Source organism: Saccharicrinis sp. GN24d3 (assembly GCF_052400645.1).
Taxonomy (GTDB): domain Bacteria; phylum Bacteroidota; class Bacteroidia; order Bacteroidales; family Marinilabiliaceae; genus Saccharicrinis.
The window spans coordinates 15,807-31,980 of the sequence record NZ_JBQTGI010000040.1; the positions used below are offsets into that span (position 1 = coordinate 15,807).

Genomic DNA, 16,174 nt, shown 5'->3' on the forward strand with positions numbered 1-16,174 from the left:
AATAAAAAAGGTTGGTACATTTATATCAACCTTTTTTGTGCGTTAAAGATTGATAAGATGAGAATAGAACATGAAATTAAGTTGGGTTTTAAGGATGTCATGTTCCGGCCTAAAAGATCGACATTAAAAAGCAGATCACAAGTTAGTTTAGAACGGACTTTTAAATTTTTACACAGCTCTGCCGAGTGGACAGGTATTCCAATAATGGCAGCTAACATGGATACTGTAGGAACCTTTGAAATGGCAAGGGTCTTAAGCGCGAATAAACTTTTTTGGCCATACATAAACACTATACGCTTGAAGAGTGGAATACCTTTTTAGAAGAAGCTCCCCAAGGAGTTGAAGATTATATAGCCGTAAGTACCGGAACGGGCGAGGCTGACTTTGAGAAGGTCATGCATATTTTTGATGCGAACCAACATTTAAGGTTTCTTTGTATTGATGTGGCTAACGGATATTCGGAACCTTTTGTTGCTTTTGTTAAACGAGCCAGAGAGCGATTCCCGGATAAGGTTATCATGGCTGGAAATGTGGTTACCGGTGAAATGGTAGAGGAGTTGCTGCTCGCGGGAGCCGATATTATTAAAGTAGGAATTGGTCCGGGGTCGGTTTGTACAACCCGCATTAAGACTGGTGTAGGCTACCCACAATTGTCTGCGATCATTGAGTGTGCCGATGCGGCCCACGGATTGGGTGGACAAATAATCAGTGACGGGGGATGCTCGGTTCCGGGTGATGTGTCTAAGGCCTTTGGTGCAGGCGCCGATTTTGTCATGTTGGGCGGTATGTTGGCCGGTCATGATGAAAGTAGCGGAGAAACCATCGAAAAGGATGGAAAAAAATACAAGCAGTTTTATGGTATGAGCTCGGTGACTGCCATGGATAAGCATGTTGGAGGTGTAGCCGATTATCGGGCCAGCGAAGGGAAAACGGTGGAGGTACCATACCGTGGTGCGGTTGATAACACACTGCAGGATATCCTGGGAGGCGTGCGAAGCACCTGCACGTATGTTGGTGCCTCAAAATTAAAAGAGTTATCTAAACGTACTACTTTTATCAGGGTAGCTGAACAGGAAAATAAGGTTTATACGAAATAAGAAATAACTATAATGGAAAAAACCCGGTATCATTATATAATGACTTTTACCGGGTTTTTTTGTTTATTAATGGATTAGTCAACCAGTTTTTGTTTTTTAACAATATCCCCAAACTCCTTTTTAAATTTAATAGCATCTTCTTTCAATATTTTCAATGCCTCAGAGGACGGAGTAGGTTGATTTAAGGAAAATTTATTGTTATAATTAGTATGTATATTCTGCTTGCCATTAACAACAATAATGTACACATTACTGGCCAGGTTTTGGATTTCGTATTTTGCAATTTTTAGCTTCTGCAAATCAGGATACGAACGAACCAGTGCGCTTAGCTCATCTGCTACCCCAAGTGGCGAGAAACCTCTTATTAGCCAACCTTTTTCTTCCTTTTTTAGTTCAACCAAAGTAAGCACCTTTTTATCGAAATAAAGAGGGTATAGGTAATTTTTGGTTTTATCCGCAAGCTTTGAGATATCCATGTCTGCTTCCGAATTTAGTAATCTCTCAAAATTAAGTTCGGCGTTTTCAATAACAGGTCCTGGTTTTGCTTTTTTGAGATGCTCCGGATCTATTCCAAAATTGAATTGTTCCAACTCTTTTATAGTTTGAATCATATCCGAGGTGGCTTGTTTAACTGCCTCTTCCGGATTGTCAAAATATTTTGGGGCATCACTTGATTGCCCTATTAAAGGTGTTTGCATAGCTATAAAAAATACTATGGTAAGATATATGATTGCTTTCATGACAGTGTTATTTTAGCTTACTTTTTTAATACATTGTAAAAAGTTGTCCAATGCGTTGCGGTACCCGCCGGATTGGCATATTCAGCATAGGTGATGAGCCTTTCAGATCCTACGCAAGGGGCCCATGGATCATTAAGTACGATATAGTTGGTTCCTCCAACAGTTATATATCCTTTTATCACCAATACATGACCAACAATACCAGGTGTGCCATAAGCATAACCCATAGGTCTGTTGCCGCAGAAAATTTGCTTTTTTAAGCTGGTCCACGATAATGCTGTACTGGTTTCATCCGCTTTAAGGCCAACATAATCTAACATGGGCCAACCGGGCTTGTTGCAAAGGGCATTTTTGGGACAGTCGTCATCATCGGTGGCCGGGTTACAGCATGTGGACTCGCCAAAACGTTGGTTGGCCAAGTCACATTGTTTTACGATAATTCCATGATGTTGAGCGAGCATTTGCGTTGTTGCAGCCCAACACCAATTGTTTGTTTCTTGTGGGCGTAATGTATTTGGGACGCTGCCAATAATTTCAGGCGTACAACAGCTTGAGGTAAGGGCCATAATACATATACCCAATACAAATCCGAAAATCATATTCCGTTTCATAGCCGTAAATTTTAATTAGAATTTTTTGTATAGGTATGTGTAAATTACAACCAAAACATGCTTTTGTAAATAGGATAGGTCCCTTAATTGTTGAAAATTTTAAAAAAAGCCCCGATAACAAATCTGTTAACGGGGCCAAATATTAACTCATAACTATTGTTAAATCAGCTTTGCCCAATGCATCACTTTCTTTTTGGTTAGAACCGAAATTCGATACATTACCGGCACAATAATCAAGGTAAGAAAGGTTGCAAACGCCAATCCAAAAATTACCGTCCACGACATAGGCGACCACATGGCAGCCATATCCCCGCCAAAGCTTAACTCAGGATCGAAATTGTTAAGTAAACCAACAAAGTTAATGTCGATTCCAACCGCCATAGGCAGAAGTCCCAGAATGGTTGTTATCGCCGTTAGCAGTACGGGCCGTAACCTGGTTTTACCTGCCATTACGATACATTGCGTGTCCGCATCGACAGGCAAAAAAGCGCCTTCGGTCAAACCCAGTTCCATTCTCTTTTGCGATTTAAGTAATTCGATATAATCGATAAGTACGATAGCGTTATTTACCACAACACCTGCCAGCGAAACAATACCAATGCCCGTCATGATTACTACAAAGTCCATTTTAAAGGTGGCCAATCCCCCAAATACCCCGATGGTACTGAACAAAACACTGGCAATAATGATAAAAGGTTTTACGATTGAATTAAATTGCGAAACCAATATTATTAATATCAACACTACCGCCATTAATAGAGCCACCGATAAAAACTCCATCGATTCGGCCTGTTCTTCCTGCTCCCCCGTAAAGTCGTACTGGTAACCCGCTGGTAATTCAAGATCCGCCAGTAACTCTTTTAGCTGTATGTTTATATTATTGGCATTGTAACCTTCCAAAACGTTTGAATAGATGGTTACAACCCGATCAAGATCAATTCGTTTGATGGCATCGTAAGTAGTTGCATATTTAAAAGAAGCCACCGAAGCAATAGGAATTTCCCTGAGGTTGCCCATGTTATCGCGGAAAACAATTTTCTGATTCATAAGCGCGGATACGCTGTTTCGGAACCTCTCCTGAAAACGCAGTTGAATCGGATATTTGTCTTCGCCCACCTTAAAGTCGGAAACCTCTTTTCCAAAGAGGGCTGTTCTCAAAGCATCCGAAACCCGGTAGGTTGACATCCCGAACCTGCGCACTTTTTCGCGATCGATAGTCACTATCATTTCTGGCTTGTTCACGTTAAGATCCATTTTTAAGCCTTCAATACCTTCAATGTCCGATTTTTCTATCATCTGGATAACGGAGTCAGACAAGAGTACCAGTTTGTCAAAGTCGTAGCCCGAAATTTCAAGGTTTATAGGTTTACCGGTTGGCGGTCCGTTTTGATCGCGGTCGATAGTGAATATGGCTCCGGGATAGCTGTAGGTAAGCCTATCGTTAAACAGCTTAAGTATTTCGGCCGTGTTAATACCTTCACGGTCCTCGTAGTCCACAAACGAAACGGTAACCAGGCATTTGTTATCGCGGGTTGAAAAGTCAAGATCATTCTCGAGTCTTGCACCGTCACCTACGTTGGTCAGCACCGATTTGACGATTTTTTCATATGGTTCGAGCAGCCCTATAACATCACTTTCCAGTTTTTTTGCAAACTCATCGGTAGTGGTAATGTGGGTGCCGGCAGGAAGCTCCACAAAAACATTGATAAAGTTAGGATCACCGCTGGGGAAAAATACGATGTTAGGAGATCTTAGTCCATAAAAAAACATGGTAAAGAATAGCAGGGCAACAGTACCTAAAAGCAGGTTTCTCGGACGCTTCCCTTCAAGAACAGCGCTTAAAATTTTGACATATACTTTTTCCAGGTAATCGAGAAAAGTGGTTTTAAACCAAATTCCAATTCTCGCAAAAAACAATAAGTTCATTAACGAAACAAAAGCGGCAATAAACAACAGACTACCAAGAATATGAACCCCTGCAGCATAAAACAAGGTTCCTGTTGCGAGCAATACACCTATAATTCTGTACACCAAGCGTTTTTCGGGCAGTTTGTCTGTGTCACTGTGTCTGATAAACATGGAGGAGAACACAGGTATAATAACCAATGCCACAAACAAGGACGAGGACAATACAATAATTAAGGTGATGGGAAGATATTTCATGAACTCTCCCATTATTGAATCCCAAAACACGAGTGGGAAGAATGCTGCAAGCGTAGTTGCCGTAGAAGCAATAATAGCGATGGCAATTTCTCCAACCGCCAGTCGGGCTGCTTCAAGAGGCTTGTATCCCTTATCGACAAAACGATAGATGTTCTCCACAACAACGATGGCATTATCCACCAACATACCGAGCGCCAGTATCAGCCCGAAAAGCACCATCATATTAATGGTATATCCGATAAATTGAAGGATAACAAACGACATAAACATGGACAGGGGAATAGCCAAACCTACGAACAACGCATTTCGGGTGCCCAAAAAGAAGAATAGAACAAGAACCACAAAAAGAACACTTATAATCATGCTGTTTTCCAGACTGTTCAACTGTGCTTTTACCATATCCGACTGATCGTTGGTAATAGTAATCTTTAATGATTCAGGGAATGTATGGTTATCACTTACCTCTTGAAGGATTTTCTCAATTCGACTGGTAGCGTTTAACAGGTTTTCTCCACCTTTTTTTACCACTTGTAGCGAAATTACAGGTTCTTCTCCTAATCGAGTTATACTGGAGGGTTCTTCATACCCGTCAATTATTTCGGCTACATCTTTCAGGTACACTATTTTTCTTTCCTCACTTTTCACAATGATGTTTTCCATCTCCTTAACCTCAATAAATTCACCCAGGGCACGGATCGCTCTTCGCGTATTACCGAGCTTTATCTCTCCACTGGAAATACTTAGGTTTTCGGCAGAAATGGCATTGGCTATATCGTCGAAACTAAGTTTGTACGAAGCCATCTTAAGAGGATCAACATTGACCTTTATTTCCTTTTCGTTGATACCTTGTATATCAACTTTGGAAATCTCGGATATGCCTTCAATTCTGTCCTGCAATATTTCGCCATATTTTTTTAGTTCGTCGATGCTGTAATCACCCGAAAGGTTAATATTAACGATTGGAAATTCCGAGGCATCGATGTCTTGTATTACAGGGTCGGACGGCAGGTCGTTGGGCAATTCGCTCATCGCGTCGTCCACAGCATCTTTACAATCTTGCAAAGCTACTTTGGTTTCAACGTTGGTGTTAAAAACAACAAGTATATACGATAGTCCCTGTGAGGAAGTAGATTTAATATCCTTGATACCATTAACCGTCTCAAGCTCCTTTTCGATAGGCCGAGTGACCAGGTTCTCTATATCTAAAGGAGAGTTGCCCGGGTAAGGGGTCATCACCATAATCCATGGAAACTTAACCTCGGGGAACAATTCTTTGGGAAGCGTATTATATGAAAACAGCCCAAAAACTATCACCGAAAAAGTTAATAGTAATACGGTGGTTTTATTCTTTAAAGCTAGCGTGGTGAGTTTAAATTCCCTCACTACCTTATCTTTAAATCTCTCGTTCGACTTTTTCTCTTTTCCTTGCATAAATAATCGTTATTATATCCATTATGACAATGTGCAATCCTTATTTTTGGGCTACAAGGGCACCGTTGGAAACGGTGTTGTATCCTGCCACAATCGCTTGCTCTCCGCCCATTAGTCCATTGGTAACAACGGTTTCGTCCATATACGAGCGTCCGGTTTCCACATACACCTTTTTAGCTTTACCATCTTCAACCACAAACAAAAACTGGCCTGTGATATCATTTTTTATGATGGCTGATGGAACGGTCAACGCATTGTTCATGCTAAAGTCGTTTATTTTAAGTGTGGCCATCATGTTAGGCTTAAGTTTGTTGTCGATGTTGTTTAATACCAGTTGCACATTAAAGGTCCTGTTGTCGGGATGTACAACGTTACCCGTGCGATGAACAGGGGTTTTTATGACCATGTCAGGGTAGGTCGGGAAACTTAACAGGATAGTATCCCCCTTATGGATGCTGGGTAAATAAACCTCAGATACATCAGCATTCACCTTCATGCTGTTTAAATTTACCAATTGTAGTATTGGAGTCATGCCGGGTGATGCAAGTTCGCCCTCCTTAATTATGATGTCGTCTACCGATCCGCTGAAAGGAGCTGTGATATTGTACAGTTTAAGTTGTTCCTTTTGCGATTTAAGCGAACTTTCCAGGGATTCTTTTTGAGCTTTGGCCTGAAGGTATTCCATTTCGGAACCTATGTTCTGCTCCCATAGATTCTTTTGTTTGTTGTAAGTAATGGTCGCCAGATCCAGGTTGGTTTCAATTTCGCGTATGGCATTCCCTAGAACGTTGGAATTAAGGGAAACTAACATATCGCCCTGATTCACTTTCTGCCCTTCTTTAACATGGATAGTTTTAACCTGTGCCGGCACTTCGGAACTGATGATGGCAATCTCCTCAGCTTCGAGCAAACCATTGGCTTCGATATAGTGATTAAACACTTTAGGCTTAACTTCCCGGGTTATAACAGGAACCTTATGCTTCGGTTGTTCGTCGGTGAATTTTAACAGATCCTTTTCCAACTTTTCGTTTTCTTTCTTAAGCTTTTGAATCGTTTTTATATTCTCTTTGATCTTGGCTTTAATCTGATCTTTTTCAGGTTTGGCGCATGATGCCAATATCATTGCTGAAAGCAGAATTGTTAATATCTTTTTCATCGGTATAAAATTATTTTGCAATGTTAGAGTTGTGATGTAGCTTTTTGGTATTGGATATACCTATTAAAGTAATTGGATGATGCCTGACTGAACAATATAATAGCTTCGACCATATTGTTTTCGTTTTGTGACAGTTGCAGGCTGTTCATCATCCCATTTTCGAATTTGATAAGGGATTTGTCGTAAATACGTTTTGAGATTTCTTTAGACAACTTGGCATTGTTAAATTGTTGACGGGCATTTTCCAGGTTGGTCTCCGCAACGAGCAAATCACGCTTCAAACTCTGCTCAAGCATAGACCTATCCGAGTCTAATTTTTTAAGCTCTAGTTTCTTTTGCTTCATTTGAGCAGATCGTTGACCAGAAGAAAAAATTGGAACGCTTAAGCTTAATCCAACAAGTGTAGCATCGAAATCGTAAAGACTGCTAAGTTCCTGGCCGGACATGGAATAATTATAATTAAAAAATGCGTTTAATTTTGGCATAGCCACCGCTCTTTGATTTTTAATATCCAAATTTTTAATATCAATTTGAGTAATCAATGACCGGTAATCGATATGCGATTTAATATCGCGGCTATCCATAGGTGTAATCGAAATAAAATCCAATAAGCCATTAATTTTGTCGGTTAATTTAAGCGGTTTTTCAATCGCATAACCCATAGCGAATTTTAGAATGGCTATGGCAATTTGTTCTTGATTTAATGCATCGGTATAAAGTCGTTCCGATTCGTTTACCATTAAGCGCATCTGATCGACATCGATATCCTCTTTAAATCCGTTCTCAAAATAAGCTTTCGTTTGTTTTAATGTCTTTTTATTTACTTCTAAACTTTTCTTAAACTCGGAAATATTTTGTTGGGCAACTAAGGCAATAAAGTATGCCTCAGCCACCGCTTGCTTTAGTTCTATATCTGTTTTTTCTTTGACATTGTCCGAAAGGCGCACATATACCTTACTGGCTTGCAATCCTACAAAATAAGAACCATCAAAAAGTAGTTGTGTCACATTGAGATCAGATGCCAGGCCATAAGGTTGAGCAAATTCAGCTTCAAAAATGTCACCTTCCTGTGCATTAGGATCAAACGTTGTCGCATCCAAAATAACTTTAGGCACTTTCAGGTATTTCGAAAAATCCGCGGAAGCATTTACTTGAGGCAATCCTATTGCCAGTGTCTCCCTGACCTTCTTTCTTGCAATTTCAATGTCTGTTTGCGCATTAATGCTTTGATAGCCAAATTCCGTAGCATATGCCATGGCTTGCTTTAACGAAACTTCCAATGTGTCTGTTTGTGCCCTGCTTGTTAAAGCTATGCACAGGAGGAGGGGTATGGGGAATAGTTTAAAAATAGTTGTCATATAATGTTGATTTATTATAAACTTAAAGCAATTCATCTTTTAAAAGTTCATTAAGTAATTTACGGCCTTTTTCGGAACAGATACCATTCATGTGGTAAATAAAAAATTGGTCCGAGAATCGTTTGGATGTTAAATCGCTTTCTGAGAAAGTATCAATTTCAGGATGAAATACGGCAAAAGTCAGTTTTGCAGTAAGTTTGCTCATGAACTCAGGATCTAAATCATTCCTGAATAATCCTTGGTCTTGACCTTCCTGAACAAAGTTTCTGGTTGTTTCAGAAATCAATTGTGTCTTGTATTCCATGAAATCGTGAAAAACAGTAGGGTAAAATTTTTTTAAATCGTACACATAGGTTGGCTTAATCTTCAAATAGGTTTCCATGTATTTTTTGCGTTGCCGAGCCTCTTTTTCGATGACATTCAGGTTTGATTTGGAATACTCCCTGATGATGTTTTCCATGTCTGATTTAATGTGTTCAATTGTTTTTGTTACGAGTTCTTTTTTGTCGATAAACACTTGGTAAAGAGTCTTTTTAGAAACGCCTAATTCCGTAGCAATATCATCCATACTGACACTCTTAATGCCATATTGTAAAAAAAGGGGCGTGATTTTTTCAATATATTCATCCTTTTCTTTCATTAAGTGCAAATTTATAAAAGGATTTTCGTTTCGGAAACTTTAGTAACATTAATAGTTTCTTAAGTTTCCACTAAAACCCGAAACGGATATTCTTTATCTATTGCACAGGGCGGTTAAAATAATTTATTTTGCCTTTCGTTTAATTAATTAGGAAGTTATAATTCGAGTTTAGACCAATGAAAAATTCTTTTAAATTGCTTTTTCTTATACTGGCGATTCTAGCTTTTAATCATCCTTTTTTGTCATCTCAAAAAAGAAACAAAGGGACCAGCAAACGCGAAATTCGCAAACGACAGGAACAAGCTAATAAAAGGAGCCAGTATAACAAGTTTAATCCATTACAACCCATGGGGCATAATGCTTCACAGGCACGTGCCGATTTTATTTGGAGCTACGAAACGGCTAATACGGTTCCTCAAAATGCGGGTAATATTAGCATCATCACACCATCCCGATTTTCTAATAGGAAAGGAGTTGAATTTGGTACTTCCATAGGTGGTTTAGCCGTGGTTCCCGCATTTTATCTGAAAAAGAGATGGACTGAAGGTAAGTGGTATTTTGCCTCGCGTCATCAGGTATATTCCTATGCTCCCATGCTGTATTGGGGAAATGAATTGGGGTATACCAGTATATATCCACTAAACAGAAATTTGCCCGTTAGCATAGCGCTTAAAAATGAACTGATACTGAGTAAGCCGTTTTTAAAGGATTTAAATTGCGGAAGCGCTGAACAAGCTTACATAATATTAACGGGTGCTATTGCCTACGATTATGGATTTGAGGTTGAAGAAACCGATGTTGAACTTATGCAAAGAAAACTGTTGCGTCAGCGAAGTAATGTAATATTAGGTGGTGGCGGCTTTTGGTCTGCCAGAATTCAGGGCGATTTTTATATCCGGAGAAATTTATATGCCACGTTGGCGGTAAGAGGGTTGTTTTCAGATAGTCCGGTGGGAAAATCTGTGGAACAGAATTCCTCGGTAAAACTTAAGTTGACACCTCGATTTTCTCTTTCAGCAGGCTACTGGATGACTTTTGGAAACGGAACCGAAACACCTATATTGCCAATTATTGACTTAACTTATCATTTTGGAAATAAACAAGGGCGGGAGGAAGGATTGTTTGGGAGATGAGAATAAATGTGAAAAACGGACATAAAAAAAGCATCCGCTTTAGGATGCTCATTTCTTTAGAAGTTAGAAGGCTATAAAAAAAATAACCGCAATAAGTACCAGAACTTGTAGCAACAAAAATCTGACCGGGATGTCAATATTTTTGATTTTTAGCCAGTTTGAATAAAGTAGCTTTTTCATGGTTGGTGACGATTAAATGGTTTCTGATGTTTTGACTCATATTTTAAGAAAAGGTTGCGTTTTGGATTAATTAATCTTTTTATTCATAATCTCTCAAAATAAGACACGAAACTCTTTTATTTATCTTTATTATTTCCTTTATTTGTAAAAACGTAATTTTTTTGTGATTCGTATAAATTACATATCTACTTCTCTTAATACCGATAGCTTTATTTCAAAGTCTACTGGTAATCATTCATGTGCGGTAATGGATATGATGGGTCGAATGATGATGACATTATAGTGTCGCGACGCATTGTATTTGAATAATAAAACAAATAACTTCTGAATATAATGCGTCAGGCATTAAGGAGTAAAACTAATATTGTTTATTATTTATTAAATTATTTATACCATGGCTGATTTAAAATTTGAAACACTTCAATTACACGCGGGACACCAGGTTGATTCCGACACAAATTCGCGTGCTGTACCTATTTATCAAACTTCATCGTACCTGTTCAACGATTCGCAGCATGCGGCAAACTTATTTGGTTTAAAAGAGTTTGGGAACATCTATACCCGAATTATGAACCCTACCACCGATGTGTTTGAAAAAAGGATTGCGGCACTTGAAGGCGGAGCGGCGGCTGTGGCTGTTTCTTCGGGGCAAGCGGCGCAGTTTATTGCATTAAACAATATTTTGCAAGCAGGAGATAATTTTGTGTCTACATCGTATTTATATGGAGGTACCTATATCCAGTTTAAAGTGCAATTTAAACGTTTAGGTATCAATGTTCGCTTTGTAGAGGGCGACAACCCGGAGGATTATGAGGCACGTATTGATGAAAATACAAAAGCGTTATATGTTGAAACCATTGGTAACCCGCGTTTTAATATTCCCGATTTCGAGAAACTAGGAGAGATTGCCAAACGCCATGGAATTCCATTAATTGTAGACAATACTTTTGGTGCGGCAGGTTACCTGTTTCGTCCGTTAGAGCATGGAGCAAACGTGGTAGTAGAGTCGGCCACCAAGTGGATTGGAGGGCACGGAACATCCATCGGTGGTGTTATTGTGGATGGAGGAAACTTCAATTGGGGCAACGGAAAGTTCCCGTCATTGACCGAGCCTAGCGAAGGTTATCATGGCCTTAAATTTTGGGAGGTTTTTGGCGAAGGTAGCCCGTTTGGAAATATCGCATTTGCCATTCGCTGCCGAGTTGAAGGCTTGCGTGACTTTGGGCCTGCACTTAGCCCGTTTAACTCATTTTTACTGTTGCAAGGATTAGAAACCTTGTCGCTAAGATTGGACAGAACCGTTGAGAATGCGTTGAAAGTGGCTGCCTGGTTAGAAAAACACGATGAGGTAGAGTATGTAAACTATCCGGGCTTGGCGAGTTCGCCGTATCACCAATTAGCGCAGAAATATTTGAAACGAGGGTTTGGAGGTGTGATGACTTTTAAAATTAAGGGCGGTAACGAAAGAGCGGATAAATTCATTGAATCTTTGGGTTTGGTGAGTCACCTGGCTAATGTGGGGGACGCAAAGACCTTGATTATCCATCCCAGTACAACCACGCACGAACAATTGTCTTTGGAAGAGCAAAAAGCTTCAGGGGTTGAACCCGGGCTGCTTCGTTTGTCCGTTGGTATTGAGCATATCGATGATATTTTGGCGGATTTAGAACAGGGATTCGAAAAATCGTAATAGTGTTATCTCCGGGTCCGTATCCAAAGCGCGCCCGGAGTGCGTGTTATGTGCTTATAAATAAATCCTGATAAAATAAAATGAAGAAAAAACTAAGAATTGGTTTAGCTGGTTTTGGGGTAGTAGGACAAGGATTGTTTGATGTACTTCAAAAAAGCCCTGCTTTAGATGCCAAAATCGTAAAGATATGTGTCAAGAATAAAAAGGAACGAGCACTGCCCTCTGACATGTTTTGCTACTCGGCGAACGAGCTGATCAATGATGAGAACATCAATTTAATAGTAGAATTGATTTCGGATGCTGATGAGGCTTACCATATAGTTACGTCTGCGCTAAGAAATGGAAAAAACGTGGTTTCGGCCAATAAAAAGATGATCGCGGAAAACCTGGCGGAACTGATTGAACTTCAAAAGAAATATAATGTTTCGTTATTGTATGAAGCTTCTGCATGTGGCAGTATCCCTGTCATCCGCAACCTCGAAGAATATTATGATAATGACCTGTTGTTGTCGGTCACCGGTATTCTCAATGGCTCTTCCAATTATATTCTGTCAAAAATATTTGATTGCAATAAAGGGTATGCGGAATCGCTAAAAGAAGCTCAAGACCTTGGTTTTGCAGAGGCCGATCCAAGTTTTGACGTGGATGGTTTCGATTCCTTGTTTAAATTGGTGATTCTAACCGCACATAGTTTTGGTACGATCGTAAATCCTGACGACGTCTTACATTATGGTATATCTAATATTTCGGACTTCGATATTCGTTACGCCAAAGAAAAAGGATATAAGATTAAACTGGTGGGACAGGTTGAAAAACAGGAAGAGAATAAAATTTCCTTATTCGTATTGCCCCGTTTGGTTAAGAAGGATAAATATATCTATAATGTGGAGGACGAGTTTAATGGTGTTGTGATAAAAGGATTGGCTTACGACAAACAGTTCATGTTCGGTAAAGGTGCCGGGGGGCATCCCACGGGTTCTGCAGTGCTGTCCGATATTACGGCCATTGGTCATGACTATAAATACGAGTATAAAAAGAAGAATTATTACAAGGAGTTTTTGTATGAACAGTCAGGTGAAATAGAAATATACCTTCGTTATAAAAAGCAAGAGGATTTAGCTCAATTTAAATTTATTAGTATATCAGAGGAATATTCGGGGCCGGAATGCAATTATAAAATTGGTTTGATTTCGATAAAGGATTTGCTTGCTATTAAAAGCCGGTTAAGGGAGATGGATATTTTTATAGCTGTAACCCGTAAAACATTGAATTATTAATTGCACCACCAGTTGGCCAACCCACAGAAATTACTGTATAATTCTATTTGTCTTTTGTCCCCAGATTTACCTCATGTCATATCAAATTATTACACGCCGTAAATCTGGGGACAAAGAATATAAACAGGATATGTTTTATCGTTTGGTTTCGTATAAAGCCTCGGAAACATTGATAGCAAAATTCCCAATCTTCTCGCACTCATGAAAAATATCGGTAAAAACAATTCCTTCATCATAGGAGTAGTCATTGTTCTTCAAACTTTCAAGGTGCTCGGATTTTAATTGTTCGAAATATTGGTTGATTTGCTGCTCAATCTTGTTGGCCCTTGTCAGTTCTATTTTCTTTTCGTCCGTATTTAAATTCTGGCGCATTACGGTTAGCGACTCTTCCACCAAATTAAACATCAGATCCAGTTTCTCCATGATTAAAGGGGAAAACTTAATGTTGTTTCTATGCATGCGGTTGATGATGCGGGCCAGTGTAAAACTGCTATCGCCAATACTCTCCAAGTCGCTGACCAATTTAAGCATGGCCCTGATTCTTATTCGGCTCTGTTCGCTTAGTTGCCCTTGCGAAACTTTGGCCAGATAATTGGCAATCTCAACTTCCACATCGTCGCTGATCGACTCGTATTTTTCGATGTTTGCATAATGTCTGTTGAATTTCTTCTCATTTTCCTCCAATAACAATTTTCTGTTGAAGCCCAACATTTTATTGGTATGCTTAGCATAGGACTGTAGCTCCTTTTTTGCCTGAAGAATAGAAAGCTCAGAGGTCGAGAGCATGCCTGTGGTGATATATCTTAACTTAAATTCTTCACCTTCCTCCCCTTTGTGGGGCACCAATTCAATAATCACTCTGTGCATTAATGGTACAAACCCAATAAACAGCAGTAGGTTAATCACGTTAAATGAGGTATGGAACAGCGCCAGGGAAAACGGAATAAGGGCTTGAGGATTCTTAACAGAAACTGCATTTACATTGGTTAAGATGTCCTTGATAAACGAAGTATAGGGAGTGAAAACACATAGCATCCAAACCACCCCCAGGAGGTTAAATAACAAATGAACACGGGCGGTACGTTTTGCGGAAATATTACCGATAGTGGCCGCAATATTTGGGGTTATGGTGGTTCCAACATTCTCGCCCAGAATCATTGCGGCACCCAGCTCGTATGGCACCCATCCCTGACTGCACATTACAAAGGTGATAGCCATGGTAGCCCCTGAAGATTGAACGATTACAGTTAAAAAACTACCAATAAAAAGGAAAAGTAGAATCGAAGTAAAACCTAAATTCGTATAATCTGATAAAAAACTTAATATTTCAGGATTACTATCTACATCTGGAAATGTTGTTTTGATGAAATCGAGGCTCATAAATAGAATGGAAAAGCCAATGATGGCCTCACCCCATGATTTATGACGCGTACTTTTAGAAAAAACCAAGGGAAATCCTACCGCCATTAAAGGCAAAGCGTATTCGGTGAAATTAAACCGAAACCCAAACAATGAAATTAGCCAACCTGTAATAGTGGTGCCCACATTGGCACCCATAATTACCCCAATAGATTCTACCAAAGAAACCAAACCGGCATTCACGAAACTAACCACCATTAATATGGTGGCGCTGGACGATTGGATGGTAGCGGAAACCAATAAGCCGGTCAATACACCCAAAAAGCGATTGGAGGTCATGGCAGCAAAGATGCTTCTCATCTTAGAACCCGCAACTTTCTGTAAAGCTTCACTCATCAGCTTCATACCATACAAAAAGAGGCCTACGGCTCCTATCAGTTTTAATAAATCTATTAACGAATAATCCATTTAACAATTTTAATCGTAAAGTTGGCGGTATAAAAATAGTAACATTTTCAGATTGAAGTTGTTTTCGGCGTAAAATAGATGATGAATTATAAAGAAAAGTTTATAAAAGATGTATTTTCCAGTTTCTAAGATTATGCTCTTTTTGTAAGAATAGAGGAGAAAGGTAGAAAGTTGTGGTACCTGCTATATAAAAAGAAAGCACCTACATCTCCGTAAGTGCTTGTTTGTCTGATAGGATACGCCTGATTCGCTAAAAACAAGAATATGGAAAGAATCAGGCCATACCTTGCCTAGTATGTTCAACTGATAGGTTAGCAGTGTGGGTTATGTTAACTGTTTTCATACTTAAACGAAACCATCACTCTTGCTCGATAGGCTTCCACTTTGCCATCTTTGATTTGTAGGTCGAGTTTAGATATTTCTGCGACCCTAAGATCGCGTAGGCTTTCTGCTGCTCTGCTAATAGCGGCTTCTGCGGCTTTTTCCCATGATTCGGTACTAGTACCCACTAATTCGATCACTTTGTAAACACTTTCTGCCATAACTCTAACTTTTATTGGTTAATAATAGGAATGAATATAAAAAATGATGTTGTCTGCGATAGGTCGAATGTTTTGGCCTAGCATTCAAATTACGACATAATATAAAGAAAAGCAAGGTGGGTAATGTTGTTTTTTTCAGTTCCTTCAAAAAAAGGACGATGCGCAGCGTCAGTAGGAGTTTGAGGGAAATATTTTAAACAGGATTATGTATTGGAGGTTCGTCATGAGCATTGCAAGTGCAATAAAACAAGTCTTTACTGAAACGAGGCATAACTTGTCCCGATTACTTTCAACGATTTTATTTAGCAAGAATACATTACACTATTTAA

The 16,174-nt window shown here is 39.4% G+C and carries 12 protein-coding genes; 4 read left to right on the forward strand and 8 right to left on the reverse strand.

Annotated elements, in window-relative coordinates:
• Positions 1–272 precede the first annotated feature (272 nt).
• A complete protein-coding gene (locus ACT29I_RS24305) occupies positions 273–1,097 on the forward strand; it encodes a GMP reductase (RefSeq protein WP_444794683.1) in 825 nt (274 codons plus the stop codon).
• Positions 1,098–1,171: 74 nt separating this feature from the next.
• Here ACT29I_RS24305 and ACT29I_RS24310 read toward each other — a convergent pair whose 3' ends face one another.
• The 6 genes from ACT29I_RS24310 to ACT29I_RS24335 form a co-directional block, all read right to left on the reverse strand.
• Complete coding sequence (locus tag ACT29I_RS24310) at positions 1,172–1,837, reverse strand: hypothetical protein (protein ID WP_444794684.1); 666 nt, start codon at positions 1,835–1,837, stop codon at positions 1,172–1,174.
• 17 nt (positions 1,838–1,854) lie between these two features.
• Positions 1,855–2,448, reverse strand: a complete 594-nt coding sequence (locus ACT29I_RS24315; RefSeq protein WP_444794685.1) for a papain-like cysteine protease family protein — start codon at positions 2,446–2,448, stop codon at positions 1,855–1,857.
• A gap of 159 nt (positions 2,449–2,607) precedes the next feature.
• The gene (locus ACT29I_RS24320; RefSeq protein WP_444794686.1) at positions 2,608–6,042 is read right to left on the reverse strand and encodes an efflux RND transporter permease subunit; all 3,435 of its coding nucleotides are present in this window, start codon (positions 6,040–6,042) and stop codon (positions 2,608–2,610) included.
• A 40-nt stretch (positions 6,043–6,082) separates the two neighbouring features.
• The gene (locus ACT29I_RS24325; protein ID WP_444794687.1) at positions 6,083–7,198 is read right to left on the reverse strand and encodes an efflux RND transporter periplasmic adaptor subunit; all 1,116 of its coding nucleotides are present in this window, start codon (positions 7,196–7,198) and stop codon (positions 6,083–6,085) included.
• 23 nt (positions 7,199–7,221) lie between these two features.
• Positions 7,222–8,556, reverse strand: a complete 1,335-nt coding sequence (locus tag ACT29I_RS24330; protein WP_430936591.1) for a TolC family protein — start codon at positions 8,554–8,556, stop codon at positions 7,222–7,224.
• 22 nt (positions 8,557–8,578) lie between these two features.
• The gene (locus ACT29I_RS24335; RefSeq protein WP_444794688.1) at positions 8,579–9,196 is read right to left on the reverse strand and encodes a TetR/AcrR family transcriptional regulator; all 618 of its coding nucleotides are present in this window, start codon (positions 9,194–9,196) and stop codon (positions 8,579–8,581) included.
• 176 nt (positions 9,197–9,372) lie between these two features.
• Here ACT29I_RS24335 and ACT29I_RS24340 point away from each other — a divergent pair, with 176 nt between their 5' ends.
• The 3 genes from ACT29I_RS24340 (at position 9,373) to ACT29I_RS24350 (ending at position 13,476) form a co-directional block, all read left to right on the forward strand.
• On the forward strand, positions 9,373–10,329 hold the full coding sequence (locus tag ACT29I_RS24340; RefSeq protein ID WP_444794689.1) for a hypothetical protein: 957 nt from the start codon (positions 9,373–9,375) through the stop codon (positions 10,327–10,329).
• Positions 10,330–10,903: 574 nt separating this feature from the next.
• Entirely contained in the window at positions 10,904–12,199 is a 1,296-nt protein-coding gene (locus ACT29I_RS24345) for an O-acetylhomoserine aminocarboxypropyltransferase/cysteine synthase family protein (RefSeq protein WP_430936597.1), read from the forward strand.
• 80 nt (positions 12,200–12,279) lie between these two features.
• The gene (locus ACT29I_RS24350) at positions 12,280–13,476 is read left to right on the forward strand and encodes a homoserine dehydrogenase (protein WP_444794690.1); all 1,197 of its coding nucleotides are present in this window, start codon (positions 12,280–12,282) and stop codon (positions 13,474–13,476) included.
• Between the two features lie 135 nt (positions 13,477–13,611).
• Here the strand turns inward: ACT29I_RS24350 and ACT29I_RS24355 are convergent, their stop codons facing one another.
• On the reverse strand, positions 13,612–15,303 hold the full coding sequence (locus ACT29I_RS24355; RefSeq protein WP_430936601.1) for a Na/Pi cotransporter family protein: 1,692 nt from the start codon (positions 15,301–15,303) through the stop codon (positions 13,612–13,614).
• Between the two features lie 329 nt (positions 15,304–15,632).
• Complete coding sequence (locus tag ACT29I_RS24360; RefSeq protein WP_430936603.1) at positions 15,633–15,845, reverse strand: dodecin family protein; 213 nt, start codon at positions 15,843–15,845, stop codon at positions 15,633–15,635.
• Positions 15,846–16,174 lie beyond the last annotated feature (329 nt).